General features: G+C 68.9%; 24 protein-coding genes. 9 read left to right on the forward strand and 15 right to left on the reverse strand.

The window, feature by feature from the left end; translation table 11 throughout:
- The first annotated feature begins 27 nt into the window (after positions 1 to 27).
- Entirely contained in the window at positions 28 to 1,497 is a 1,470-nt protein-coding gene (locus tag BLP38_RS04805) for an alpha-N-arabinofuranosidase (protein WP_091353706.1), read from the forward strand.
- Complete coding sequence (locus BLP38_RS04810; RefSeq protein ID WP_091353709.1) at positions 1,494 to 3,746, forward strand: beta-L-arabinofuranosidase domain-containing protein; 2,253 nt, start codon at positions 1,494 to 1,496, stop codon at positions 3,744 to 3,746. Before BLP38_RS04805 ends, BLP38_RS04810 begins: the two co-directional genes overlap by 4 nt.
- A 12-nt stretch (positions 3,747 to 3,758) precedes the next feature.
- Here BLP38_RS04810 and BLP38_RS04815 read toward each other — a convergent pair whose 3' ends face one another.
- From BLP38_RS04815 to BLP38_RS04835, 5 genes are read right to left on the reverse strand one after another with little or no spacing between them, the layout of a single operon-like run.
- A complete protein-coding gene (locus BLP38_RS04815) occupies positions 3,759 to 5,069 on the reverse strand; it encodes a glycoside hydrolase family 27 protein (protein ID WP_091353713.1) in 1,311 nt (436 codons plus the stop codon).
- Positions 5,070 to 5,089: 20 nt separating this feature from the next.
- Positions 5,090 to 6,373, reverse strand: coding sequence for an ROK family transcriptional regulator (locus tag BLP38_RS04820; RefSeq protein ID WP_091353716.1), 1,284 nt, complete (start codon positions 6,371 to 6,373; stop codon positions 5,090 to 5,092).
- Between the two features lie 31 nt (positions 6,374 to 6,404).
- Positions 6,405 to 7,253, reverse strand: coding sequence for a carbohydrate ABC transporter permease (locus tag BLP38_RS04825; RefSeq protein ID WP_091353720.1), 849 nt, complete (start codon positions 7,251 to 7,253; stop codon positions 6,405 to 6,407).
- Positions 7,250 to 8,257, reverse strand: a complete 1,008-nt coding sequence (locus BLP38_RS04830; RefSeq protein ID WP_231916567.1) for a carbohydrate ABC transporter permease — start codon at positions 8,255 to 8,257, stop codon at positions 7,250 to 7,252. Before BLP38_RS04830 ends, BLP38_RS04825 begins: the two co-directional genes overlap by 4 nt.
- The gene (locus tag BLP38_RS04835; RefSeq protein ID WP_091353724.1) at positions 8,254 to 9,498 is read right to left on the reverse strand and encodes an ABC transporter substrate-binding protein; all 1,245 of its coding nucleotides are present in this window, start codon (positions 9,496 to 9,498) and stop codon (positions 8,254 to 8,256) included. The genes BLP38_RS04830 and BLP38_RS04835 overlap by 4 nt, the downstream gene beginning before the upstream one ends.
- A gap of 186 nt (positions 9,499 to 9,684) precedes the next feature.
- On the opposite strand from BLP38_RS04835, the gene BLP38_RS04840 reads away from it, so the two are divergent.
- On the forward strand, positions 9,685 to 10,914 hold the full coding sequence (locus BLP38_RS04840) for an ROK family transcriptional regulator (RefSeq protein WP_091353727.1): 1,230 nt from the start codon (positions 9,685 to 9,687) through the stop codon (positions 10,912 to 10,914).
- Between the two features lie 58 nt (positions 10,915 to 10,972).
- Here BLP38_RS04840 and BLP38_RS04845 read toward each other — a convergent pair whose 3' ends face one another.
- The 3 genes from BLP38_RS04845 to BLP38_RS04855 are packed head-to-tail and all read right to left on the reverse strand — an operon-like array spanning position 10,973 to position 12,700.
- Entirely contained in the window at positions 10,973 to 11,977 is a 1,005-nt protein-coding gene (locus BLP38_RS04845) for a hypothetical protein (RefSeq protein WP_091353730.1), read from the reverse strand.
- A 31-nt stretch (positions 11,978 to 12,008) separates the two neighbouring features.
- Positions 12,009 to 12,236: a helix-turn-helix domain-containing protein gene (locus BLP38_RS04850; protein WP_091353733.1), complete on the reverse strand. Its 228-nt coding sequence runs from the start codon at positions 12,234 to 12,236 to the stop codon at positions 12,009 to 12,011.
- Positions 12,236 to 12,700, reverse strand: a complete 465-nt coding sequence (locus tag BLP38_RS04855; protein ID WP_091353736.1) for a DUF2975 domain-containing protein — start codon at positions 12,698 to 12,700, stop codon at positions 12,236 to 12,238. Before BLP38_RS04855 ends, BLP38_RS04850 begins: the two co-directional genes overlap by 1 nt.
- Before the next feature lie 85 nt (positions 12,701 to 12,785).
- Between BLP38_RS04855 and BLP38_RS04860 the strand changes: the two genes are divergently transcribed.
- Positions 12,786 to 13,718, forward strand: a complete 933-nt coding sequence (locus BLP38_RS04860) for an AEC family transporter (RefSeq protein ID WP_091353739.1) — start codon at positions 12,786 to 12,788, stop codon at positions 13,716 to 13,718.
- 13 nt (positions 13,719 to 13,731) lie between these two features.
- Here the strand turns inward: BLP38_RS04860 and BLP38_RS04865 are convergent, their stop codons facing one another.
- Positions 13,732 to 14,493: an SDR family oxidoreductase gene (locus BLP38_RS04865; protein WP_091353743.1), complete on the reverse strand. Its 762-nt coding sequence runs from the start codon at positions 14,491 to 14,493 to the stop codon at positions 13,732 to 13,734.
- A gap of 134 nt (positions 14,494 to 14,627) precedes the next feature.
- Between BLP38_RS04865 and BLP38_RS04870 the strand changes: the two genes are divergently transcribed.
- From BLP38_RS04870 to BLP38_RS04885, 4 genes are all read left to right on the forward strand, one after another.
- Complete coding sequence (locus BLP38_RS04870; RefSeq protein WP_091353746.1) at positions 14,628 to 15,098, forward strand: NfeD family protein; 471 nt, start codon at positions 14,628 to 14,630, stop codon at positions 15,096 to 15,098.
- A complete protein-coding gene (locus BLP38_RS04875; RefSeq protein ID WP_091353749.1) occupies positions 15,095 to 16,051 on the forward strand; it encodes an SPFH domain-containing protein in 957 nt (318 codons plus the stop codon). Before BLP38_RS04870 ends, BLP38_RS04875 begins: the two co-directional genes overlap by 4 nt.
- A complete protein-coding gene (locus BLP38_RS04880) occupies positions 16,048 to 16,821 on the forward strand; it encodes a glycerophosphodiester phosphodiesterase family protein (protein WP_091353752.1) in 774 nt (257 codons plus the stop codon). Before BLP38_RS04875 ends, BLP38_RS04880 begins: the two co-directional genes overlap by 4 nt.
- 106 nt (positions 16,822 to 16,927) lie before the next feature.
- Positions 16,928 to 17,299, forward strand: coding sequence for an RNA polymerase-binding protein RbpA (locus BLP38_RS04885; RefSeq protein ID WP_091353755.1), 372 nt, complete (start codon positions 16,928 to 16,930; stop codon positions 17,297 to 17,299).
- A 3-nt stretch (positions 17,300 to 17,302) separates the two neighbouring features.
- Here BLP38_RS04885 and lnt read toward each other — a convergent pair whose 3' ends face one another.
- The 6 genes from lnt to BLP38_RS04915 are packed head-to-tail and all read right to left on the reverse strand — an operon-like array spanning position 17,303 to position 23,155.
- A complete protein-coding gene (lnt, locus tag BLP38_RS04890; RefSeq protein ID WP_091353758.1) occupies positions 17,303 to 18,856 on the reverse strand; it encodes an apolipoprotein N-acyltransferase in 1,554 nt (517 codons plus the stop codon).
- A gap of 56 nt (positions 18,857 to 18,912) precedes the next feature.
- Positions 18,913 to 19,443 carry a gamma carbonic anhydrase family protein gene (locus tag BLP38_RS04895; RefSeq protein ID WP_091353761.1) on the reverse strand — a complete coding sequence of 177 codons (531 nt, stop codon included), beginning with the start codon at positions 19,441 to 19,443 and terminating at the stop codon, positions 18,913 to 18,915.
- 8 nt (positions 19,444 to 19,451) lie between these two features.
- Positions 19,452 to 20,954, reverse strand: coding sequence for an amidohydrolase (locus BLP38_RS04900; protein WP_091353766.1), 1,503 nt, complete (start codon positions 20,952 to 20,954; stop codon positions 19,452 to 19,454).
- On the reverse strand, positions 20,951 to 21,604 hold the full coding sequence (locus tag BLP38_RS04905; protein WP_172824656.1) for an FMN-binding negative transcriptional regulator: 654 nt from the start codon (positions 21,602 to 21,604) through the stop codon (positions 20,951 to 20,953). The genes BLP38_RS04900 and BLP38_RS04905 overlap by 4 nt, the downstream gene beginning before the upstream one ends.
- A gap of 22 nt (positions 21,605 to 21,626) precedes the next feature.
- Positions 21,627 to 22,619, reverse strand: coding sequence for an Fpg/Nei family DNA glycosylase (locus BLP38_RS04910; RefSeq protein WP_091353771.1), 993 nt, complete (start codon positions 22,617 to 22,619; stop codon positions 21,627 to 21,629).
- Positions 22,619 to 23,155, reverse strand: a complete 537-nt coding sequence (locus BLP38_RS04915; RefSeq protein WP_091353773.1) for a ribose-5-phosphate isomerase — start codon at positions 23,153 to 23,155, stop codon at positions 22,619 to 22,621. Before BLP38_RS04915 ends, BLP38_RS04910 begins: the two co-directional genes overlap by 1 nt.
- 124 nt (positions 23,156 to 23,279) lie before the next feature.
- On the opposite strand from BLP38_RS04915, the gene pepN reads away from it, so the two are divergent.
- Complete coding sequence (pepN, locus tag BLP38_RS04920; protein WP_091353776.1) at positions 23,280 to 25,829, forward strand: aminopeptidase N; 2,550 nt, start codon at positions 23,280 to 23,282, stop codon at positions 25,827 to 25,829.
- Positions 25,830 to 25,881 lie beyond the last annotated feature (52 nt).

The following is a 25,881-nucleotide window of genomic DNA, read 5'->3' on the forward strand; positions in this document are numbered from 1 at the left end:
CCCACACCCCTCGACGGAGAGAACCGCATGAGCCTCATCACCGCCACCACCCGCGCCCACCGCATCGACCGCCGCATCTACGGCCAGTTCGCCGAGCACCTCGGACGCGGTATCTACGAAGGCCTGTGGGTCGGGGAGCAGGACGAGATCCCGCACAAGAACGGCCTTCGGGTGGACGCGATCGCGGCGCTCCGCGAGATCCAGGTCCCCGTCGTCCGGTGGCCGGGGGGCTGCTTCGCGGACGAGTACCACTGGTTGGGCGGCGTGGGCCCGAGCGAACAGCGCCGCGCGATGGTCAACACGCACTGGGGCGGCGTCGTCGACCCGAACACCTTCGGCACGCACGAGTACTTCGAACTGCTGCACCAGCTCGACGCCGAGGCCTACGTGAACGGCAACGTCGGCAGCGGGTCTGTCGCCGAGATGCAGGACTGGGTCGAGTACATGACCCTCGACCAGCACACCCCGATGGCCGAGCTCCGACGCGCACACGGCCGCGAACAGCCCTGGAAGCTGCAGTTCTTCGGCGTCGGCAACGAGAGCTGGGGATGCGGCGGCAACATGCTCCCGCTGCATTACGCGAACCTGTACCGCCAGTACCAGACCTTCGTGCGCGACTACGGCGACAGCCACGTCGCCAAGGTCGCGTGCGGTGCGAACGCGGACGACTACGAGTGGACCGAGGTGCTCATGGCACGCGCGGCCGGACACATGGACGCGCTGAGCCTGCACTACTACACGCTGCCGACGGGGGAGTGGGACGTGAAGGGCGCCGCGTTGACGTTCGACGATGCGGCCTGGTACGACACCATCCACCGCACCCGCGCGATGGACACGCTCCTGCGCCGTCACGGCGAGATCATGGACCGGCACGACCCGTCGCGTCGCGTCGGACTCTTCGTCGACGAGTGGGGCACCTGGTACGACGTCGAACAGGGAACCAACCCCGGCTTCCTGTTCCAGCAGAACACGATGCGCGACGCGATCGTGGCGGCCGTCAATTTCCACATCTTCCACCGGCACGCCGCCCGCGTGCGGATGACGAACATCGCGCAGATGGTGAACGTCCTCCAGGCGATGCTCCTCACCGACGGAGCGCGCATGCTGAAGACCCCGACGTTCCACGCGTTCGGGATGTACGTCGACCATCAGGATGCCGACTTCGTCGAGACCGTCGACGACGGTGGACGCGCGAACGGACGGGGAGGTGCGCACCTCGATCACACGGTCAGCGTCAAGGACGGCGTCTACACCGTCAGCGCGGTCAACTGGGACCTCGAGGCCGAGGCGGACCTGACGCTCCGGTTGCCCGAGCGCGTCGGCGAGGTGGTGAGCGCACGGATCCTGCATGCGCCGGCATCCGCTCACAACACCTTCGAGGAGCCGGATGCCGTCGCCCCGACGGACTTCGCCGGGACCGTCGTCGAGGGGAGCGACCTGCGGCTCCCGCTGCCGCCGCGGAGCATCGTCACCGTCCGGGTCCGGACCGCGGGATGACGAGAGCCGAGCCGCTGCCGCTCGGCGCCGTCACACTGACGTCGGGGCCGTTCGCGCGGGCGCAGCAGCGCGCCCTGCGGACGGCCCTGGAGCTCGACCCGGACCGTCTGCTGGCTCCCTACCGACGCGAGTCCGGCGTGCCCACGGGGACCGGGTACGGCGGGTGGGAGACGGAGGGCCTCGACGGGCACACGCTCGGGCACGTCCTGAGCGCCCTGTCCGCTCACGCCGCCGGCGGCTCCGCATCGGCGCGGGATCGCGTGGAGCTGCTGCTCACCGGTCTCCGTGAATGCCAGGTGACTCTCGGGACGGGTTACATCGGCGGGGTTCCCGACGGTGTCGCGCTGTGGCACGAGATCGACGGCGGCCGGATCGAGCCGCAGACCTTCGACCTCGACGGACGCTGGGTTCCGCTGTACAACCTCCATAAGGTGCTGACCGGGGTCATCGATGCGACGGTGTACGCGGAATCAGCGCTCGGCCGGACGATCGCGACGGAGTTCGTCGCGTGGTGGATCCGTGTCTTCGCCCCCATCAGCGACGCCGACGTCGACCTCATCCTCCGGACCGAATCCGGCGGTCTGGCGGCCTCCCTCGCCCGGTGGGCGGACCACACCGGCGATGAGGATGCCGCGACGCTGGCCGCGCGCCTCGCGGTGCGGGCGCTGTGGGAGCCGCTCGCCGCCGGCCGGGATCCGCTCGACGGGTTGCACGCGAACGCGCAGATCCCGCTCGTCGTGGGTCATGCGGTCCTCGCGCGACAGGGCCGTGGCGACGAGTTCGCCGCGGCGGCGCGCACGTTCTGGGAGAGCGTGACGCAGCACCGCACGACGGTGATCGGTGGCAACAGCGTGCGCGAACACTTCCCGCCTCGCGACGACTGGTCGAGCATGTTCACTGCCCGTGAGGGCCCTGAGACCTGCAACACCGTGAACATGGTCGAACTCGCGCGCGAGCTGTACCGGCTCGACGGAAAGCTCGAGCACCTGGCCTTCATCGAGCGAGCGCTGAGCGCACACATCCTCTCGATGCAGCATCCCGATCACGGCGGGATCGTCTACTTCACCTCGCACCGCCCCGGCCATCACCGGGTGTACTCCCGGTCGGAGACGGGGTTCTGGTGCTGCATGGGTACCGGCCTCGAAGCACCCGCTCGATTCGCTGCGTCTGCGTTCTCGACCGGTCCGGGACAGCTCGACGTGAACATGCTGCTCGGGTCGCGCGTCCAGTGGGGCGACGCGGTCGTCGAAATCGAGACGGAACGCCCGTTCGGCGACGACGCGCTCCTGCACGTCACCGTGCCGAACCCGGGCGCGTTCGTCGTCAGGGTCCGGGTGCCCGAGGGAGTGGACGTCGAACGGGTCGAAGCGCACATCGCGGGTGCCGTCCACGGGCCGGGACCTGACGGATGGCTGCGCATCGATCGCGAGTGGCACGGGCGAACGACGGTTCGTCTCGTGCTTCCGCCCGTCATCCGCAGCACGGAGGCGCCGGACGGTTCCGGCTGGGTCTCGCTCGTCGACGGGCCGCGCGTGCTGGCGGAGCGCCTCGCGGGTCCGCCGGTCGACCCGCTGGCGACCGACGCCCGCATGGGACACATCGCCCGGGGAGCGCTCCTGCCCCTGGCTGACGCACCCGTCCTCACGCCGGAGGACCTGACAGCCGCGCGCCGCACCGATGAGGGAACCGTGATCCTGCCGGCATCCGCGACCCGTCGCGAGGTCGTCCTGGAACCGTTCGCCTCACTCCACGACGACCGTTACGTCCTCGCGTTCCCCTATGCCCGGGACGGGGATGCCGCCGGTCGCCGCGCGGACCTCGCGGCGGAGGATGCGCGCGCAGACGCGGTGGATGCGCGGACGATCGACGTCGTGACCTTCGGGCAGCAGCAGCCCGAGTCCGATCATGCTCTCGCCCTCGCCGACTCGGAGTCCGGCTACGACGAGGGGTCGCATTGGCGACGGTTCGGGGCGGGGTCGACCTTCGTCCTTCAGGACTGGGGTGCCGCCGCGGCGACGATGCGTATCGGCTGGCTCGGCGATACGTCGCCTCGGCGCCTCGTCGTCCGGATCGATGAGGATGTGGCGGCCGATGTGCGGGTAGCGCCGACGCGGGATCAGGATGCCATCGAGATCGACCTCTCCGGGTACGCCGACGGCCGCGCGCGATGGTCGATCACGGTCTCCGGGGCGGAGGCGGGCACGCCACGCCTCAGCGAGGTGCGGCTGATGAGCGCGCCGATCGTGTGACGTCCGCGCGCCTCAGCGGTCGTGTCGCCAGAAGACGCTCGCGTGCGGCAGGAGGGACAGATCGATCGCGTGCGAGTCGGGTGCGACACCCCGCGTCGTCGTCGCCCCCGTGCGTCCGGGTCGCGCCGGCACCGGTTGCCCCGTCCACACATCCACGATGGTCGCCGGTTCGGCTCCCAGTCCGAGATCGCGGGTGTCGAGCGTCGCCGTGAGGTCGTCGTCCGTCGTGTTCACCGCGGCGATCCACGTCGTTCCTCCACCTGTGGCCTGCCACAGGACGAGTCCGTGCTCGCGGCGGATCTCGCCGCTCCGATCGGCTCGCGCCAACAGGTCCGCGAGCGCGGGGTTGCGGAGAAGCTCGATCGTCGCCGGGTCGGTGCTCGGGAGGTCTCCGCCGAACATGAGCGGTGAGCGCGCGACCGTCCACAGCGTCAGGAGACTCCGCCGCTGGGCGGCGGTGAGCGCGTCGTCCCGCGGCTCGCCGCGTTCGGCGCGGATCCCGATGCGGCCGAGCGGCAGCATGTCGGCATCCGGCCACGCTCCGCGACGGGCGTGGGGCGCCCACCGCGCCATGCGGCCGAGGTTGTCGAGGACGTCGTCCCAGCGGTCCCACACGTCGTCGCAGATGCGCCACATGCTCGCGTGCTCCGCCAGGTGCTCCACGTGCGCCGCGGACAGATCGCGACCGGGCGACAGGCTGAGGACGATCTCCCGCTGGGCCGCCTGCACCGCCTCGCTGTAGGCCGTGATGTCGCGCTCCTGGTAGGGCCAGAGCATGTCGTCGGCCTTGATCAGGTCGATACCCCAGGAGTCGTAGAGGGCGACCGTCGAGCGGTAGTAGGCCGCGGCACCCGGATGTCCGTGATCGATGCCGACGAAATGGGGGTTCCACTCGCAATCGTTCGCCGGGTCGGCGATGTCCGACAGCGGTGTCGACGTCCCGTGCAGGAGCATTCGCTCTGCGAGGGCGCGACGGGGGATGCCGCGCATGACGTGCAGGCCGAGCCGGAGGCCCATGGCGTGAATCTGTTCGGCGAGCGGCGCGAACCCGGCGCCTCCCGCCGACGACGGGAAGCGGACGGGGTCGGGCAGGAGCCGGCCGTACGGGTCCAGGTGCAGACGCGCGTCGTCGTTGTAGCCGTGGGAGCGTGCGTCGGGGTCGGCCCAGTCCGCATCGATGACGATGGTGTCCCACCCCGCGTCCCTCAGGTTCTCCGCCATGAAACGGGCATTGGCGAGCACCTCTGCTTCGGTCACCGTCGTGCCGAAGCAGTCCCAGCTGTTCCATCCCATCGGCGGACGTTCGGGGCGCGCGAGGACCATGAGGCTCCTGTCGGTCGTGATCAGCCGGCGATCGGCTGCGGGGTCTGCGGAAGGGCGGGCGGCGTCAGCGTATCGGGTGGGATGATCGGGTCGGCTCGCGGCCGGGAACGGCGCGCCAGCGCCTGGGAGTCGAGGTGGTTCTCGAAGGCGAGGACCGCCATGCCGGTTGCGACGCTGTTGATCCGCACGGGGGAGACGCCCAGGTCGAGGCGGGCCGCGGTCAGCTCGGGTGCGCGCTCCGCCAGAGCGGCGCGCGCACCTGGTAGGAGGGCGTCGCCCAGGGCCCAGGCCGTCCACCCCGTGAGGGTCAGGACCTCCGGATTCAGGACGGCGACGATGTCGGACAGCGCGATCCCGAGGTACCGCGCGGTGTGCGCGAGAGTCTCGGACGCGGCCGGGTCGTCGACCGCGTTCCGGAGGCCGCGGATGAAGTCTCGCTGATGCAGACGCAGGAGCGGATGCGCGGCCTCCACGTCGCGGAGCGTGTGACGGATGCCGGGAACCCCCACGTACGCTTCGACACATCCCCGGCGACCGCAACGGCACATGCGCCCGTCGAGTTCGAGCACCGTGTGGCCCCACTCTCCGGCGGTGCTGGTCGCGCCCCGGAGCACGCGCCCCTCGACGATGATGCCCGCGCCCACTCCCGTGCCGAGGTTGACGACGACCGCGCTCGAGCGGCCCCGTGCGGTGCCGAACCAGATCTCCGAGTGCCCGACCGCCTGCAGCGGGTTGGCCGTCACCACGGGACTCGGCAAGCGAGGCCGCACGCGATGCTCGAGCTCCCGGACCTGCGCCGCCCAGCCCTGAGGGGATGCCGCGCCCCGGGGGTCCCTCGACACGATCCCGGGGAGGCCGAGCCCGACGCCGAGGATGTCGTCGTGGTGCCGCCCGCCCCGGTCCAGCGCCTGGTCCACCGCCTTCACGAGCGCCTCGGCGACGCGATCGACGGATGACCAGGCTTCGTCGACGTCCACGTCCGCCGCGCCGATCTCGGTGAGGGCGGCATCGAAGACGACCGCGCGGATGTAGGTCTCCGCGACGTCGATCCCGAGGAAGGAGCCCCCCTCGCCGTCGATGCGGAGGACCGTCGTCGGCCGACCGGTGCCGGCGTTGTCGGTCCCGGCATCCGCGATCAGTCCGGCCTCGCGCAGTTCGGTGACGAGGTTCGAGACGGTCGCGGCACTCAGCCCGGTCGACCGGGCGAGGTCGTTCCTCGTCGCCGTGCCGCCCACGACGAGCGCGCGGACGATCTCCCGGCGCGAGGCGTCGCGGATCTCACTCGAGGACCGTGTCCGGGTCATGTTCGTTGCAGGTCTCTTCCCAGACCTCGGCTCAGGAGCCGCCGAGGCCCGTCTCCGCGACACCGCGCAGCAGCCACCGCTGCAGCAGGATGAAGACGAGCAGGACGGGGATGGAGGCGAGGAACCCCGCGGCGAACAACCCGGTGTAGTCGAAGGTCTGCGCCGTGATGAACGACGACAGGTAGACCTGCACCGTCAGCGCGCCGAAGCCGGTTCCGGCGACGACCAGCGGCCACAGGAACGCGTTCCACGCACCCAGGAAGCCGAGGACCGTGAGGGCGGAGGCGAACGCGAGCGAGTTGGGCAGGACGACCCGGAGGAAGGTGCCGATGTACCCGAGTCCGTCCAGCTTCCCGGCCTCCTCCAGTTCCTTCGGGAACGACAGGAAGAACTGTCGGAACAGGAACACGTTGAACGCCGTGAACAGCGTCGGCACGACGATGCCCTGCAGGGTCTCGGTCCAGCCGAGCCACGAGACGATGAGGTAATTCGGCAGGAACGTCGTGGCGCTGGGGATGAGCAGCATCGTGACCGTGAGAGCCAGCAGAGGCTTCGACGCCCGGTTCGGGATGCGGGCGAGACCGTAGCCGGCCAGGGCGCCGATGATGATCTGCCCGACGGTCATCGAGACGGCCATGATCGCCGACGTCACGAGGGACTGGCCGAATCGCTCATCGGCGAAGATCTCGGCGAACTTCCCCCAGTTCGGATCGGCGGGCCACCAGACGAAGGTCTTCGAGGTGACGTCCTCGGGCTGCGAGACCGCCGTCTTCACCATGACGTACAGCGGGAGGAGGAAGACGATCGCGAGGACGATGAGGACGGCGTAGCGGAGCGAGAGCTCGACTCGACGTCGCACCGGGTTTCCGACGACGCTCATGAGGCGCGCTCCTTCCGTGCCCCACGGCGGGGCTTCTTGGCCTCGTCCGCCGCTCCGAACCCGAAGAAGCGCGACTGGAGCAGGGCGACGAGGACGACGACCGCCGTGACGACGAACGCACCGGCGGAACCCTTCCCGTAGTCGAGCTGCTGGAATGACAGGTTGTAGATGTACAGCAGCGGCGGCCTTGCCGAGGGGATCGTCCGCACGAGGTTGTAGAACTCGTCGAACGCCTGGAATGCGGCGACGAGCAGAAGGAGCAGGACGGCCGCCGTGGTGGGCCGGAGCTGGGGCCACGTGATCGCGAAGAAGCGCCGCGGGCCGCGGGAGAGCCCATCGATGGCGGCGGCTTCGTACAGTGTGTCGGGGATCCGCTGGAGCCCTGCGATGAACAGCAGCATGTAGAAGCCGACCTGCAGCCAGAGGCGGACGGTGACGATGACGACCCAGTAGTAGGGAGACTGCGTCAGCCACGCGTCGATGGGTGGCAGCCCCACGGAGGACAGGACGGTGTTCGCGACGGACGACGGCGATCCGCTGAAGATGCCGAGCTTCCAGATGAGCGAGGCGATCACGTATGAGAACGCCGTCGGGAGGAAGAACACGGAGCGGAAGAAGGCGCGCGCCACCGGGAGGTTGGCGACCAGCATCGCGAGGACGAGCGAGACCAGGAGCGTCGTCGGCACCACGAGGATCGCGAACACGGTGAACGACAGCAGCGACGAGAGGAAGCTGGGGTCGGTCAGGAGCGACACGTAGTTGTCGAACCACACGAACTCGGTCGGCGAGATCGTCGCAACGGCGCGGGTGAAGCTCAGGTAGAAGCCCCAGAACAGGGCGATGATGCTGAAGATCAGCAGTCCGGTGAAGAAGGGGCCGACGAAGAGCCAGAAGGCACGGCGCGTGCCGCGGATCGGCCGCCGGCGACGCGGCACGGAGGGCGGGGGAGTGGGCCGGTGGCCCGGGTCTGAGACCCGGGCCACCGGAGTGTTGAGCTGAGTCACTGGAGTGCGTCCAGCATGCCCTGCATCGTGGTCTGAGCCGCAGCCAGCTCCGACTTCGCGTCCGCGCCTTCGACGACGATGCGGTTGACCGCGTCGGTGAGCGCTGTGCTCATCGCGGGCGTGTAGTACGGGCCGCCGGTCCAGCCGTACTCGGTGGTCAGGTCGACGATGTCCTTCGCGATGCCGTCGCCGAGGGTCTCCGCCTGCTCGCGAGCGTCCTTCAGCGGCGGGATGTGGAACCCGTACTTCGTGCTGAACTCGATCTGCCAGTCGGCGTCGTCGATCCACTGCTTCTTGGCGATCTCCTTGGCCTTCTCGATCTTGCCGGACTTGCCGGCGACCATCTGGTTCCACTGCGACACGCCGACGATGGGCTGTCCGCCCTCGAGCGCCGGCACCGCGAACGCGCCGACGTCATCGCCGAGGGCTTCCTTGATGGCCGGGATGGCCCAGAGGCCCTGCCAGCTCATCGCGACGTCACCGGCGATGAAGGACGTCGGGTCCCACCAGTCCGTCGGAGCGCCCATGAGGAGCGACCCCGAGTCGTACAGGTCGTGGGCGGAGGTGAGGGCCTCGGCCAGTTCGGGCGAGTTCAGCGAGACCTTCGTGTTGCCGTCGTCGATGATCCCGCCGGGAGCTGCCGGGGGCAGGTTGGCAGCGAGGATGCCCGCGCCGCCGTCGTTGCCGAGGAACAGACCCTTGTGCTCCGAGTTGGTGAGCTTCTTCGCGGCCTCCATCAGCTCGTCCCACGTCTGGGGGACCTCGACACCGGCCTCCTCGAACATGGACGGGCGGTAGATGAACAGCTGGGCGTCCGTGATCATCGGGATGCCGTAGTACTTGCCGTCGATCGTCACGGGCTTGAGGGCGATCGGCAGGATCTGGTCCTTGACCGGCTCGACGATGTCGGTCATGTCGGCGTACTGGCCCTGGCGTGCGGCCTCGACGTTGATCGCGTTGTACTCGAAGAGATCGATCCCCTTGCCCGAGGCGAGGAGGGCGTTGACGCGCTGCGCGTAGTCTCCCTCGACCCACTGCACATCGATCTTCGCGTCCTTGTCCTCGTCGGCCCAGCGGTTGACGGCCTCCTGGACGCCCGCTTCTCCGTACTGGTGGTAGAACTGCGAGACCGGGCCGTCTGCGCCTCCGCCGGCGTTGCTCGAGCAACCGGAGATCAACAGCGCCGACGCGCCGAGGATTGCTGCTGTGACTGCGATCTTGCGTCGCTTGGGTGATGTCATCCTTCTCGCCTCTCTGCGGGATGGTGACGGCGATTCAGGTGTCCGATCGGTCCGCCGTCGCACCGATCGCCCTTAATCTAACGCTTAAAAGAAGGGATGGTCTAGACCCGATACCGAATCGTGTTCTCTGGCAGTATTCATGCAGGCGTTCGCGCAGGACGATGCGGACGCAGGGGAGAGGACACCGTGGTCGCCAAGAGATCGTCACGCGACATCCGCAGCGAGTCGCGACTCGACGTGCTCCACGCACTGCTGTCCGCGGGGACCTCCACCCGCAACGAGCTCGCGCAGACCACGGGGCTGAGCGTCGCGACGGTGGCGACGATCGTCCAGGATCTCCGCGGCGAGGACCTGGTGGTGGATGCCGGCAGTTCCGCTCTCGGCGCGGGGCGGCCGACGACCATGCTCCGCGTCAACGGGGAGCGGGGCCGCATCCTCGGCATCGACGTCGCTGAGACGTACGTCCGCGCGATCGTGTTCGACGCGAGTCTTGAGGAGATCGGCTCCGTCGAGGTCCCGATGGACGAGTCCCTCCCGTCTGCCAGCAGCGTCACCGAGAGCATCGTCCGCGCCGTCGACACGGCGCTGCGCGAGAAGGCCATCGACCGTGAGCGGGTTCTCGGAGCAGGGATCGCCCTTCCCGGACTCATCAGCGCCGAGGAATCCGCAGACGCCGTCGCGCCCCGATGGGCTGCGCGGAACGTGGAGGTCCTCAGGCAGCTGCGCGAACGCATCGGGCTGCCTCTCGTGGTCGAGAACCCGCTGAAGGCGATCGCCACGGCGGAGCTCTGGTTCGGACGCGGCCGAACCGCGTCGTCCATGGTGATCGCCAACCTCGGTACTGGCGTAGGCGCCGGGATCGTCCTGGAAGGCAAGATCTTGCGTGGTGCGACGCACAGCGCGGGGGAGTGGGGTCACGCCGTGCTCGTGCTCGACGGGCGCGCCTGCCGCTGCGGTCGTCGGGGCTGCGTCGAGGCGTACGTCGGTGCCCCCGGCATCCAGGTGACACTTCGCGAGATCGCGCCGGATCATCCGCTCGCCATCGTTCCGCAGCGCGAGTTCGTCGACGGACTGGCGAGCGCGCACCGGAAGCCCGGGGGGGACCCCGTCGTCGACGAGGTGCTGACGCGCACAGCTCACTACCTGGGTGTCGCCCTCGGCGACCTGGCCTCGATCATCGATCCTGAAGTCCTGATGCTGACCGGCTGGACCGCGTGGATCCTCGGCGACGATCTGGTGGAGCCGACGAAACGCGAGCTCCAGCGGCGGGCTCCGGTGGGAGCGACCGCGCCGGTCGATCTCGGAGTCTCGACGGTGCGGGGGAGTTCGGTCGCCATCGGGATGGCGACGCTCGCGTTCGAGCGCTTCCTGGGCGATGTCGGGCTCTCCACGACGCGTCTGCCGCTCGCTCTCTGAACCGGCACGGAATCCGAGTTGACATAATGTGCATTATCGGCGAACAGGGAACGAGGCATCACCGGGCGAGGCAGGCTGTGGCGATCGTCGCGTGGATGAAGCCATCGATCGTCGTCCGGTCCGCCAGCCGCAGAGACACCGTCGACTCCGGGTCGAATCGGATGTCGAGCTGGATCGCACGGTCGCGCTCGTAGCCGGCCGCATCCCAGGTCGCGAGGATCTTCGCGACGGATGCCGCGTTGTCCGGTGTTGCGAGCGTGAAGGTCACCGATGATCGCGCGGTCGAGCTGTCGCATTCCGTTCGCGTCGGCGCAGTCGGCGTCTCGCCCGCCGCGCCGTGAGCCCCGGCGACCGAGGCACGTGTCCGCGCGTACATCTCCGTCACCTCGGCCTCGGCACGGTCCAGGGTGATCGGCGCCGCCGGGGTCGGTGTCGGTGCCGGCGGCGCCGCCTGATACGTCGGACGTTTCAGTCCGCAATCCGCTGCGCGTGGCTTCAGCTTCGGTACGGCGACGGGCCCGTTCTCCGCGGATGCAGACGACACCCGCAACGTTCCGTTCTGCGTCGTCACCGCGTATTCACCGTCGTGGAACGGCATCGCGGCGTCGGGGTTCGACAGCGTCGCCGCCCGCGTGCCGACGAGCCCATCCATCCGGTAGAGCGTGCTCGAGCTGGAGAGCCAGTGCGTCTCCTCCCGGACGACGTACCCGGTGTCGCACCCGTCATCGTCGACGAGTGTCGACACGACGGTGGTGGACAGCGTCGCCAGGAGTACGCCCGCGCCCGCGACGACCACTGCACCGGACAGGATCACGCGCGTCAGGACCACTCCCACGCGTCCTGCGATGCTCTGCCCACGGAGGCTGAAGGCGACGACGGCAGCGTCGACGGCGCCCGCCAGAACGAGGACGGCCATGACCTGGGGTGAGTCGAGCGTCCCCACGAGGACGGTCGTCTTCCCGGTCGTCAGCGCTGCGACGGCCGTCATGCCGCCGACGATCATGACCGCGACCACCGCGGCGGACACGCGGATGCCGAGGGTCCCCCGTCGCACCTCACTCATCGGCATCCGCCCCGCTTCACCGCCATCCGCGTCAGTGACCGGCGTCCGCGTCGCGATCGGGCTCCCAGCGCAGCACATCGCCGGGCTGGCACTCGAGCGCTTCGCACAACGCGTCGAGCGTTGTGAACCTGACCGCCTTCGCCCGGCCGTTCTTCAAGACGGCGAGGTTCGCCGGGGTGATGCCGATGCGCGCAGCCAGATCGCCGACCGCCATCTTCCGCCGGGCGAGCATGATGTCGATGTCGACGACGATGGGCATCAGACGACCTCGTCGAGCTCGGAGCGCATCTCGATCGCCTTACGCAGCAACGACTTCATCACGACGACGACGAGCGCGACTCCCCCGGTGGCCAAGGCGGCTCCGTAGATGATCCCGACCGCCCCAGGGGCGACCTGACCCGGCACCAGGAGCGTCGCGAACCCTGCCGTTAGGATCGCCGCCGCCGAAATAGCCCCGATCACGACATTCACGAATCGGAATGCACGTGCAGAGAAGACCGCATCGTCGGCCGCCATCGAGACGAGCCGCCAGATGCAGATCGCGACCACCTGCAGGCAGACGAGCCACAGGGCGACGATGGTGACCGAGGCCACTCGCCACCCTGTCGGGGCGTCGGATAGGTCACGCCAGACCGTGGGCAGGATCAGGACCTGGATCGCCAGAGAACCGACCAGGGACAACGCGATCGCGATGCGAAGGGTGAGGATCGTGGCACGACTCATGATTGCCTTTCGATGGACATCTATCGAAAAACGATACATCTCCCCCGGTTCTGCGACAAGGGATGCCGCGACGTAGGCTCTAACCGTGCTGGAGGTGCTGACCGGATTCGTCGTCATCGGGGTCGCGATCCTGGTCGGGTGGATCATCGGGCGGATCGACCTCCTCGGCCCGACGGGGTCGCACGTTCTCAGTCGCCTCACCTTCTTCGTTCTCAGCCCGTTCCTGCTGTTCGTCGTGCTCGCTCGGGCTGACGTCGCCACGCTCTTCTCGGCGCTCCTGCCAGTGTCGGCACTCGCCGCCGTGACGGTTTTCGCCGTCTTCGGCCTCGTGTCGAGGTTCGTCTGGCGCCGCCCCGCAGGTGAGGTGCTCATCGGGGTGCTGTCCGCGGGCCAGGTGAACTCGAACAACATCGGCATCCCGCTCTCGCTGTACCTCCTCGGAAGCGCGGCCTATCCGGCCCCCGTCATCTTGTTCCAGCTCCTCGTTCTGACGCCGGTGGTCATGGCGACGTTCGAAGCGCTGACGACGGACGGTCGCCGCAGGCCGTGGCCCATCCTGCGGCGGACCATCACCAACCCGATCGTCGTGGGCTCGGTACTCGGCACGATCGTCTCGGCGACCGGCATCCCGCTCCCCCAGATCGTCATCGACCCGCTCGAACTGGTCGCCGGAGCCGCCGTTCCCGTCCTCCTGATCAGTTACGGGATCTCACTCAACGGCCAGCGCGTGCTCGGTATACCGGGACGACGGCGCGACATCCTTCTCGCTACCGGCCTCAAGCTCGTACTCATGCCTCTTGCAGCATGGGCGCTGTCTCGGTTCGCCTTCGGTCTCTCCCCCGCCGAAGTCCTCGTCGTGACCGTTCTCGCCGCTCTTCCCACGGCGCAGAACGTCTTCAACTACGCACAGCGGTACACGATCGGTCAGACCGTCGCGCGCGACACGGTGTTCCTCACGACGATCGGATGCGTGCCCGTGCTCTTCCTCATTGTCGTGCTGCTGAGCCCCGGGGTGTGACCCCGGGCGTCGATCACGCTCCGAACGAGGCGGTGTCGCCGATGAGGCGGGTGTGGTCGGCGGGGACCGGCTCCACCGCGGCGCGAGCGACCTCGGCCGCGAACTCCGACACGTTGTAGAGCTTGCCGGCGCTCTCGCGGCGCTCGGCGATGGCTCCGGGGTTCGCACGCTTCAGCAGCGTCGCGGTGATGGTGCCCTCGATCATGTCGCCCGAAACGACGACGAACTCGACGCCCTTCTCGGTCAGCGCGGGGATGCGAGCGCGCAGCGCGTCCTCTCCGGCGCGCTTCGACCGCGCGACGGGCTCGTACTCCGGCATCGTCGGCGTCGTGTGGATGAAGTGGGCTTGGTGGCTCGTGACGAAGACGACCCGGCCACCGGCCGGGATCAGCGGCAGAGCCGCCTCGAGCGCGCCGACCTGGGCGTCGCGGTTCAGCGTGAGGGCGTAGTCCTCGGCCATGCCGCCCTCCATGCCGCCGGAGGCGTTCAGCACGAGGATGTCGAGCGTGCCGAAACGCTCCTGGATCGCCGCGAACATCTCCGACACGGATGCCGCATCGGTGAGGTCTGCGCCGACGGTGAGGACCTCGACGCCGAGTCCACGCAGCTCCGTGGCCAGCTTCTCCGCGCGGGGGGCCTTGTTGCGGAAGTTGATCACAACGTTCGCACCCGCCTGAGCGAGGTAGCGCGCCGTGTCGGCGCCGATTCCCCGGGACGACCCGGTGACGAGGGCGGTTTTACCGGTCAGGGATGCGGCGGGGACGGGCTGCGACATGGGGCTCTCCTGCGACGTGCTCGGCGGATGCGAGGCGGATGGGGCGCCGTCGAGCCTACCAATCTGGCGTGCCGGGCCTGAGCGACGGAGCCGGTTGGTAGTGTGCGAGGACACGCCAACCGAAGGAGCCGACGATGTTCCCGGATCTCATCCAGTACCTGTGGATCGGATGGCTGGTGCTCGCGGTCCTCTTCGTCATCATCGAACTGCTGACTCTCGAGTTCACCTTCCTCATGCTCGCGTCGGGGACTCTGATCGGCGGCCTGGGGGTCAACCTCGCGGGAGGCGTCTGGTGGCTTCAGATCCTCGCCGCCGCGGCCGTGTCGGCCCTGCTCCTGTTCACGATCCGGCCGCTCCTCCTGCGCGCTCTCCACCGCTCCAGCCAGCACATCCCGACCAACGTCGACGCCCTCACGGGCATGTCCGCGCGGGTTGTCTCCGTCTTCGTGGACGGCGACGGCTCGGTCAAGCTCGACAACGGTGAGACCTGGACCGCACGGTTGGCGGATGCCGCGGCATCCGTCGCTCCCGGTCAGCGTGTCACCGTCACCGCCGTCCGCGGCGCCACCGTCGTGGTGGCACCCGAAGAAGGGATTCCCGCATGATCCTCCCCGCCAGAGTCGACGTCGGCGGCTTCGTCGGCCAGATCTTCGTCGTCGTCCTTCTGGTCGTCGTCGCGATCTTCGTCGTCGTCGTCCTGTTTCGCGCCATCCGCATCATCCCGCAGGCCTACGCCGGCGTGGTCGAACGACTCGGTCGCTATCAGCGGACCCTCTCCCCCGGACTCAACCTCCTCGTCCCCTTCATCGACCGGTTGCTGCCGCTCGTCGACATGCGCGAGCAGGTCGTCTCCTTCCCGCCGCAGCCCGTGATCACCGAGGACAACCTCGTCGTCTCCATCGACACCGTCGTGTACTTCCAGGTCACCGACGCCCGCGCGGCCACGTACGAGATCAACAACTACCTGGGTGCCGTCGAGCAGCTCACGACGACCACCCTCCGCAACGTGGTCGGCGGTCTCAACTTGGAAGAGGCACTGACCAGTCGAGACAACATCAACACGCAACTGCGTGTCGTGCTCGACGAGGCGACGGGCAAGTGGGGCATCCGGGTGTCGCGCGTCGAGCTGAAGGCGATCGACCCGCCCGTCTCCATCCAGGACTCGATGGAGAAGCAGATGCGCGCGGAGCGCGACCGCCGCGCCGCGATCCTCACGGCGGAGGGCTCCAAGCAGTCGCAGATCCTCGAGGCGGAGGGTCGACGCCAGGCCGAGATCCTGCGGGCCGAAGGTGACAAGCAGGCCGCGGTGCTCCGCGCCGAGGGCGAGGCGGAGGCCATCCAGTTCGTCTTCGACGCCATCCACAAGGGCGACCCCGACGAGAAGCTCCTCGCCTACCAGTACCTGCAGATGTTGCCGAAGATCAGCGAGAGCTCCTCCAACAAGCTCTGGATCATCCCGAGCGAGTTCACGAATGCACTCAACTCGTTCAGCACCGCGTTCGGCGGCACGGACAAGCACGCCGCGAAGCCGGCAGGCGGGACGACCCCCTCGTCATGAACCATCCGTGGTTCCTCGGTGAGTCGACCCCCCGCATCCTGGCTCACCGGGGATTCGTGCCGTCCGATTCCGAGAACATCGCCGAGAACTCGGTCGCGGCTCTCGCCGCCGGCCGGTCGGCGGGGACGGTGTATCTCGAGTCCGACTGCCATCTGACCGCGGACGGCGATGTCGTGCTCTTCCACGACGACGACCTCCAGCGGGTCGCAGGCGATCCTCGGCCGGTCGCCCACGTTCGCACACGCGAGCTCGTCGACATCATGTCTACGCGAGGCGGGCTGGCGCTCCTCCCCGATGTCCTGCGAGCCTTCCCCGATGCGCGCTTCAACCTCGACGTGAAAGCGGATGCCGCCGCTCAGCCTGTGGGCGCGCTGATCGCTCGCGAATCGCACCGAGTGCTGCTGACGAGCTTCTCCGACCAGCGGCGAGAGGTCGCCCTGCGAGCAGCCCGGGATCGCGGCGGCGACCCGGCGACCTCGGCCGGCTCGCGCACGATCGCGGGAGTCCTCGCGGCGCTCGCAGTCCGACTCCCCCGGCTCGCCGCGCGACGTCTCGACGGCGTGCAGGCCCTGCAGATCCCGGAACGCCACCGCGGCGTCAGGATCCTGTCGCGCCGCCTGCTGGATGTCGCTCACCGCGCCGGCGCGGAGGTGCACGTGTGGACGGTCAACGAGCCCGTCGACATGCGGCGCCTGATCGACCTGGGCGTCACCGGCATCGTCACCGACCGGGCGGATCTCGCTGTCGCAGAACGAGCGAGAGTCCTATAGTCGGCGGTCCTGGAGATCGGCTGTGAATACCACATCGATTGAGGACTTCTCGGATGATCCGCACAGGTGAGTTCGTTATACCTGAGGACGACGAGAGGACCACACAATGGCAGATCGCAGCCTTCGCGGCATGCGTCTCGGCGCTTCGAGCCTACAGAGCGAAGAAGGCGTCGTGTTCGTAGAGCGCACCAACCACACCTACGTCTGCACGCAGTGCGAGCGGGAGACCGTTCTGACCTTCGCTGCAGACGCTGAGGTTCCCGAGGCCTGGGAATGCCGGACCTGCGGAGCCGAGGCAGTCCGCCGTATCGGCGACACCGTCGCCGTCGTGGATCACTCCGGTGACAAGGCCGCTCGCACCCACTGGGACATGCTCATGGAGCGTCGCACCATCCCCGAGCTCGAAGAGCTGCTCGAGGAGCGACTCGCTCTCCTGCGGTCCCGACGCGGCGAGAACTCCGGCAAGCTGAGCGCCTGACACTCACACTTCAGCGGCGTCGTCCTTCGCGGACGGCGCCGCTTTCGTGCGCCTGCGGACGAAGACTCCGAGCAGCACCAGGACGGGCAGGGCGGACCAGCCGAGGACCCACTGCATCGCAGGACCGATGACGACCGCGGGCGTCAGGCCGGTGCGCAGCGGGACGTCCACCAGGAGCGCCCCGGCGGTGTCCGCGGCCAGGCCGTCGATGACGGAGCCGTCGGGGCCGATGACCTGACTCGTCCCCACCGTCGAGATGTTGACGACGGCGCGGCCCGTCTCGATCGCCCGCATGCGAGCGAACCCGAGCTGCTGGACGTTCTCGTCGGTTCCGCGGAAATCAGCGTTGTTCGTCTGGAACATGTACACTTCGGCCCCATCGCGAGCGCCCTGCCAGATGACGTCGTCGTAGATGACATCGAAGCAGATCGCCAACCCGACGCCGACGCCGTTCACGTCGAAGAACGGCGGGTTGGTGCCCGGCGTGTACTCCCGCTGGATCAGACCGACCAGGTCTGGAGCGAGCGCCTCGAAGAACCAGCGGTCCGGGACGTACTCTCCCATCGGGACCGGGTGCGTCTTGTCGTGAGTGGCGATCGGGTTCTCCGCGCCCGCCTGCCAGAGCATCGACGAGTTGTAGACCTTGCTGCCGCGCTCGGTGGCGGCGTTGATGATCAGCGGAGCGTCGACCTTCTTCGAGAGCTCATCCAGGGCCTTCGCCATCGACTCGTCATTCAGCGGGTCCGAATCGACACCGCCCTCCGGCCACAACAGGACGTCGATGTCCTCGCCGACGAGCGGCTGGGTCGCCGCGAGCTGCGCACGGTAGACGTCGTATGAGTTCCGCTCGTCGAAATAGCCCGAAGGCCCGTTTCCCTGCACCGCCCCGACGCGCATCGTGCCGGCATCCGTCGTCGGGAACTGCGGAATGAGGATGAGGAGGGCTGCGGCGGCCACGGCGGGGGCGGCGAGCCGCGGCCGCCGCCAGAACCGCATCCGGACCGCCTCGATGGCGGCGGCCACGACGAAAGCCATGACGAAAGAGAGTCCGCTGACGCCGAGCCACGACGCGAGCTCGGCGAGCGGTCCATCGGCCTGGCTCATGCCCAGTCGGGCCCACGGGAAGCCCGTGTACGGCCAGGAGCCCATGAACTGCTCCCTCGCCGTCCACACGGCTGCGACCAGTGCGGGAAGGAGCGTCACGCGCGCCCAGCGCGCCGGCGCCACCCGAGGCAGCCACCGATAGGCGAGCGTGATGGCGATCGCACCCACGGCGCTGAGGACGGTCTCGACGCCTGCGAGGGCGAACCACGGCACGGGGCCGAGATAGCGCGTGATCCACGCGATGTGCAGGAGGTAGAACGAAGCGGCGAAGACGGCGCCGACGGCCACGGCGCCCCAGGCAGACCGACCGATGAGGGTGAGGAGGGTCATGGCGGCGCCGACGAAGGCGAGGGGCCAGATGCCGATGTCGGGATACGCGAGATCCAGCACCGCGCCACCGGCGACCGCCACGGGAAGCGCGAGCCAGAGCGGGAGGACAGGACGGCCGGGCACGGACGAAGCCTAGAGGAGTCCCGCTATGGCGCCGCTGAAGGCGGAGCGAGCATCGATCACGTGGCTGACTCGTGCCGCTCCGAGTGCGAGAGGTAGATCTCGGCGTTCCGGAGGATGCCCGCTCGCTCCTCCGTCGTGAGCTCGCGGCGGACCTTCGCGGGGACGCCGGCCACGAGGGACCCGTCGGGGATCCTCGTGCCCTCCAGGACGACAGCGCCGCCCGCCACGAGGCATCCTGCCCCGATGACGGCACCGGAGAGCACGACGGCCCCCATCCCGATGAGCGTGCCCTCGCCGATTCGGCATCCGTGCACGACGGCGTTGTGTCCGATCGAGACGTCGTCCCCCACCTCGACGCCGTGCGCCGCGTCGACATGGATGGCCACGCCGTCCTGGACGTTGCTCCGTGCGCCGATGACGATGCGCGCGCTGTCGCCACGCAGCACCGCGTTGTACCAGACGCTCGAAAGCTTCCCCAACGTCACGGCCCCGACCACACGGGCACCCGCCGCGACGAAGGCGGACTCCGCGATGGCGGGCGCCGCACCGGGCAGGGGGATGACGCTGGCGTGCGGTGAGACGGTCATCGTTCTCCTCAGGGGGCGATGTGGGTGAGCCGACCCGCGAGGACCGTGGCGGCGACCTGCGTCGTGCGCATCTCCGCGTCCGACGCCGCGAGCGGATCACGGTCGACGACGACGAGGTCCGCGACTGCCCCGGGCTCGAGCGCACTCCCGGCCGCCGATCCGCCGGAGGTGGATGCCGCGAGCGCGACGGCTGCGGAGACGCCCTGATCCGGGCGCCACGGCTCGCGACCGCCGCGCGTGCGGTGCACGGCCGCAGCCATCGCCGCCCACGGATCGAGCGGCGAGACCGGGGCATCCGATCCGAACAGGAGGTTCGCCCCGGTGTCGGCGAGCGACCGGAGCGGGTACGGCAGAGCGGTCTGCGCAGCCCACACCGAGTCGGTCAGGTCGCGGTCGTCGATCGCGTGCTCCGGCTGCACGCTCGCACCGACGCCGAGGCGAGCGAACCTCGGGATGTCGGCGTGGGCGACGAGCTGTGCGTGCTCGATCGTTCCCGTCGCACCTGAAGTCGCGAAGGCATCGAGCGCATGGGAGTTGGCGACGTCGCCGATCGCGTGGATAGCGCAAGACAGCCCGGATCCGGTGGCGCGCACCATGAGGGCGCGGAGGTTCTCCGGGGCGACAGTCATGACTCCGGTGTTGTGCGGATCGTCCGGGTAGGGGTGAGAGCACGCGGCGGTGCGGGTACCCAGCGATCCGTCGGTGATCACCTTGAGCGATCCCACGCGGACCAGACCCAGGGGGTCGAGCGCATCGCCCGTCGCGAGGCCTTCGGCGATCGCCCGCTCCAGAAGGTCGGGATACACGCCGAACGACACCCGCATGCCGTCGAAGCCCGCCGCGAGGCGTCGAGTCCAGGCACCCGCGTTCCAGGCCATGTCGAGGTCCACGATGCCGGTCACGCCCCGTGCCGCCGCGCGGTCGAGGGCGGCGAGGACGTACCGGTCGACCACGGCGGTGTCCAGGTCGTTGAGACGGCGGGAGATCTCGAACGCGGGCTCCTCGCGGAGGATGCCGTCGGCAGTCGGGACGATGGACTCCCGCCGGAAGGCCGCACTGTTCAGCCAGACGCTGTGGACGTCGGCGTTGATGAGGTACGTCGGCACATCGCCGGTCTTCTCGTCGAGCAGCGTGAGGCTGGGGGCATCGGCCCAGAAGGCATCCCGGAACCCCGTGCCGACGCGCCTCCCGTCGTCCAGGACGGGTGACCGCCCCATGACGGATGCTGCTTCGGCCGCACTGTCGACGTCACCGAGCGGGGTCCGCTGTGCGGTGAGGGCCCATTGCACCGTGTGGACGTGGTGATCCCACAGACCCGGCACGAGCCAGCCGCCGGAGCCGTCGACGACGACTCCTCGTGCCGGCAGAGCGCCCGCGGGAGCGATGTCGATGATCAGACCGTCGCGGACGTGCACGTCGACGGGGTCGTCCCCGAACGGGTCGACACGGTCTGCTCCGGTGAGCCGGACACCGGCGACGACGCTGACCGCCTCGCCCCGCCCCGGGGTCACGGCCGGGCCTCCCGCGCGCGCCGCATGGCATCACCCGAGCGACGCATCTCGTCGGCCAGGCGAGGATCCGCGTACGGACTCGCCCCGGCATCCAATCGCTCGATGATCGTGTCGACGACGTCGTCGGGACGGTTCTGGCTGAGCTTGCGCTTGGCCGTCACGTGAGTAGGAGTGAGCCGGAAACCGACGGTCCCCTTCTCGAGGCGCCGGACGAACTCGGCGTCGTTGGGTGCCTGCCACATGGGACGCGGCTCGGGCAGCCCCGACTCGAAGCGGTCGACGAGCTTCTCGAGGACGTCGAGGTTCTCCTCCGCGGAGAGGATCTCGGGCACTCCGCGCAGGTGGACGGAGACGAAGTTCCACGTCGGTACGGCCGGGCCGTCGCCGTACCAGCCGGGCGAGATGTACCCGTGCGGGCCCTGCACGACGACCAGGAGCTCGGACTCCCCCAGGCCGTGGATGAGGTCGTCCGGACGCCCCATATGGCCGACGATCGTCAGGTCGTCGCGCGTCGGGTCGAGCAGGACGGCGTAGTGCGACGCGACGAGGCCCGTCGCGGTGTCGCTCACGATGGTCACCCACGGATGAGCGTCGATGACACGGCGCATCTCCGCCACGTCGCTCATCGCGAAGCTCGGGTTCTGTCTCACTCTTCGTGCTCCTCTGCCGCGCTCAGGCCTGGCACCGCGGGCACCAGTACAGCTTCCGCGCCGCCATCTCCTCGAGGACGATCTCCGTCCCGCAGACACGACAGGGCAGTCCGGCCCGGTGATAGACCCAGTGACGGTCGTCGCGGTTGGCCATCGCACGTCGGTAGGCCTCCGGATCGAGGTCGTCCATCGTCATCATCTGACCGGTCTCGACGCCGATCGCGAGGAGGCGCACCCAGTCCTGCCAGAGCAGCCGGAGGGTCTCCTCCGGCACGTCACGGCCGGGCGTGTGCGGGTTGAGGTTCGCCCGGAACAGCATCTCGGCGCGGTACACGTTGCCGATCCCGCTCACGACCTTCTGGTCCATCAGCAGCTGTCCGATCGGGGTCGGCTTGCGGCGCACCGCGGCGACGAAGCGCTCCTCGCCCTCGACGAGGTCGTCGACGAGCGGATCGGGTCCGAGCGCGGCGACCGTGGCGAGCATCTCATCGGTCGTCTGCAGCTGGCATGCGGTCGGCCCTCGCAGGTCCGCGCACGTCGAAACGGTCAGCAGCCGCAGCCGCACCTGCCCGACGATCGGGGGCGGCCATTCGGCATCCGTCTGCTCGGCCAGACCCCTCGTCTGCTCGCTCATCCGGACGGCGCCGCGAGCTCGCCGGGGTGCACCGATCGACGAGAGCGAGTTCTCACCGGCGTCGTCGTAGACGGGGTCGACTCCCCGCTGGTTCGTCTGCCCCATGCGTCCGTTCGCCGACGCGATGGTCGGATCGAGGAGGATCTCACCCGCGAAGTCCCACGCCCCGTAGATGCCCAGGTGCACGCGCAGCCAGACGTCCTCGTCGAAGGCGAGGAACATCTGCTTGCCGACAGCACGGACCTGCGTCGGCGTGCGGCCGTCGAGAACGGCGGCGCCCTCCGCGAACCGGCCCTGCGGGCTGGAAGCGGACACGGTCCGCCCCACGAAGTTGCGGTCGAATTGGCGGGCGATGCGGTGGACGGAATGGCCCTCGGGCATCAGCCGGCTTCCGGGTCGAACGTCTCCGACGCATCGAGCACATCGGGTGTGACGGCGCGCGGGTCGGCCTGGAGCGTGCCGTCGGTCTCGTAGGCCGCGAGCTGCGCGATGCGCCTCGCATGGCGTTCCTCGCCCGAGAACGGCGTCGCGATGAAGCGGTCGATGAACCCGACGGCCTCGTCGAAGGTGTGCTGGCGGGCGCCGATGGCGATGACGTTCGCGTCGTTGTGCTCGCGAGCGAGCTCCGCAGTCGCGATGCTCCAGACGAGGGCGGCACGGATGCCGCGCACCTTGTTCGCCGCGATCTGCTCCCCGTTGCCGGAGCCGCCGAACACGACGCCCAGCGTGTCGACGCCGTCGGCCTGATCCTCGGCGACGGCCTGTGCAGCGCGGATGCAGAAAGCGGGGTAGTCATCGAGGGCGTCGTACTCGATCGGCCCGTGGTCGACGACGTCGTGACCGGCTTCGGCCAGGTGGTGCTGCAGACGGGTCGAGAACTCCATGCCCGCGTGATCGGTCGCGATGTGGATGCGCATGTGACGATTCTAGGGACGCAGCTACCCCGTTCCGGCGAGCCATCGGCGTAGGCTGTGACGGTTGCCGTCGGCGCCAGCAGCGCCCGTCCGCGGCACCCCACCCTCACCCCTGGGAGACACGAACGTGCCTGGAGAGAACCTCACCCGCATCGAAGCGCAGGAGCGCCGCGCGACCGTCGAGACGCATTCGTACGACGTCACGCTCGATCTGACCACCGGTGACGAGGTCTTCGCTTCGCGGAGCGTCATCCGCTTCGCCGCGACCGCCGGCGCCTCGACCTTCGTCGACCTGATCGCCCGCGGCATCCGCGAGATCACCCTCAACGGCCGCTCTCTCGATCCTGGTGCGGTCTACGCGGACTCCCGCGTCGCACTCGACGGGCTGACCGACGAGAACGAGCTGGTCGTCGTCGCCGACTGCGAGTACACGAACACCGGCGAGGGCCTGCACCGTTTCGTCGACCCCGTGGACGGCGAGGTCTATCTGTACTCGCAGTTCGAGGTTCCCGACTCCCGTCGCGTCTTCGCGGTCTTCGAGCAGCCCGACCTGAAGGCGACGTTCCGCTTCACCGTGACCGCTCCGGATGCGTGGAAGGTCGTCTCCAACTCCCCCACCCCCGAGCCGCAGCCCGCCGGTGACGGCGTCGCTACATGGTCGTTCGAACCGACCCCGCGCATCTCCTCGTACATCACGGCGCTCGTCGCCGGTCCTTACGAACAGGTGTTCTCGGAGCTCACGAGCGCCGACGGCCGCACGATCCCCCTCGGCGTGTACGCCCGCAAGAGCCTGTGGCAGTACCTCGACGCCGACTACGTCTTCGAGAAGACGCGTCAGGGCTTCGCCTACTTCGAGGAGAAGTTCGGCGTGCCTTATCCCTTCGTGAAGTACGACCAGCTCTTCGTCCCCGAGTTCAATGCGGGCGCGATGGAGAACGCCGGAGCGGTGACGTTCACCGAGGCCTACGTCTTCCGCTCCAAGGTGACGGATGCCGTGAAGGAACGCCGCGTCGTCACGATCCTCCATGAGCTCGCTCACATGTGGTTCGGCGACCTCGTGACGATGAAGTGGTGGAACGACCTCTGGCTGAACGAGTCCTTCGCCGAATGGGCTTCTACCATCGCCACCGCCGAGGCGACCGAGTGGACCGAGGCCTGGACCACGTTCAACGCCATGGAGAAGACCTGGGCATACCGGCAGGACCAGCTCCCCTCGACCCACCCCGTCTTCGCTGAGATCAACGATCTCGAGGACGTGCAGGTCAACTTCGACGGCATCACCTACGCCAAGGGTGGATCCGTCCTCAAGCAGCTCGCCGCGTGGGTCGGCATCGAGGCGTTCTTCGCCGGTGTGTCGGCGTACTTCCGGAAGAACGCGTGGGGCAACACGGAGCTCAGCGACCTGCTCGTCGAGCTCGAGGCCACGAGCGGCCGTGAGCTGACCACCTGGTCGAAGAAGTGGCTCGAGACCGCGGGCGTGAACACCCTCGCGCCGGAGATCCGCGTCGACGGCGACGGCACCATCACGCGATTCGCCATCGTGCAGACCGCACCCGCCGACTACCCGACGATCCGTCCGCACCGCCTCGGGGTCGGTTTCTACTCGCTCCAGGGGGACGCGCTCGTCCGGACGCACCACGTCGAGCTCGACGTGGACGGCGACCTCACCGAAGTCCCGGAGCTCGTCGGTCTCACCCAGCCCGACCTCGTTCTCCTGAACGACGACGACCTGGCGTACGCGAAGATCCGTCTGGACGAGCGGTCGCTCCGTACCGCGACCGCGCACCTCAGCAGGATCAGCGACCCGCTCGCGCGTTCGCTCGTGTGGGGAGCGGCGTGGGACCAGACACGCGACGCCGAGGCGTCCGCGACGGAGTACCTCGACCTCGTGCTGCAGAACATCGGCACCGAGACCGAGTCGACGACGGTGCGCACGACCCTCGCTCAGCTGCAGCTCGCAGCCAACTCCTACGTCACGCCGGACACGCGGGATGCCGCACGTCAGCGCGTCGCGGATGGTCTGTGGGATCTCGCACAGAACGCCGAAGCCGGCAGCGACAGCCAGCTGCAGTTCGTGACCGCCTTCGCGTCCGCCGCGGCGACCCCGGCTCAGTGGGGTCGGGTCGCTCAGCTGCGTTCCGGTGAGCTCGCGCTCGCGGGCCTCGACATCGACGCGGACCTCTCGTGGGCTCTCCTCGTGTCGCTCGCGGCCGGCGGCGTCGTCTCCGCAGCTGACATCGACGCGGCGTTGGCCGCCGACAACACGGCGAAGGGCGGAGAGTTCGCCGCTCAGGCGCGGGCGGCTCTCCCCACCGTCGAGGCGAAGCGAGCTGCCTGGTCCTCGCTCATCGACCGCGACGATCTGCCGAACACCGTGGTGCGCTCCGCCGCTGCAGGCTTCGTTCACCCGTCCGGTATCGATGCGCTCGGCGAATTCGTCGAGGCGTACTTCGACATGCTGCTGCCGGTGTGGGAGTCGCGGACCTACCAGATCGCGCAGTACCTGATCGTGGGCCTGTACCCGGCACCGCTGGCGGACGCGACCCTGCGCGACGCGACGCGCGGGTGGCTCGCGGATCATCGTGACGCGCCGGCTGCCCTGCGCCGGCTCGTGAACGAGAACCTCGCCGGTGTCGAGCGCGCGCTGTCCGTCCAGGAGCGCGACGCGCAGGACTGAGCACGACCGCATCGGGCGGGCATGTCGTACCACGGGAGGACATGCCCGCCTC

It is taken from the genome of Microbacterium sp. LKL04 (assembly GCF_900102005.1).
Classification (GTDB): domain Bacteria; phylum Actinomycetota; class Actinomycetes; order Actinomycetales; family Microbacteriaceae; genus Microbacterium.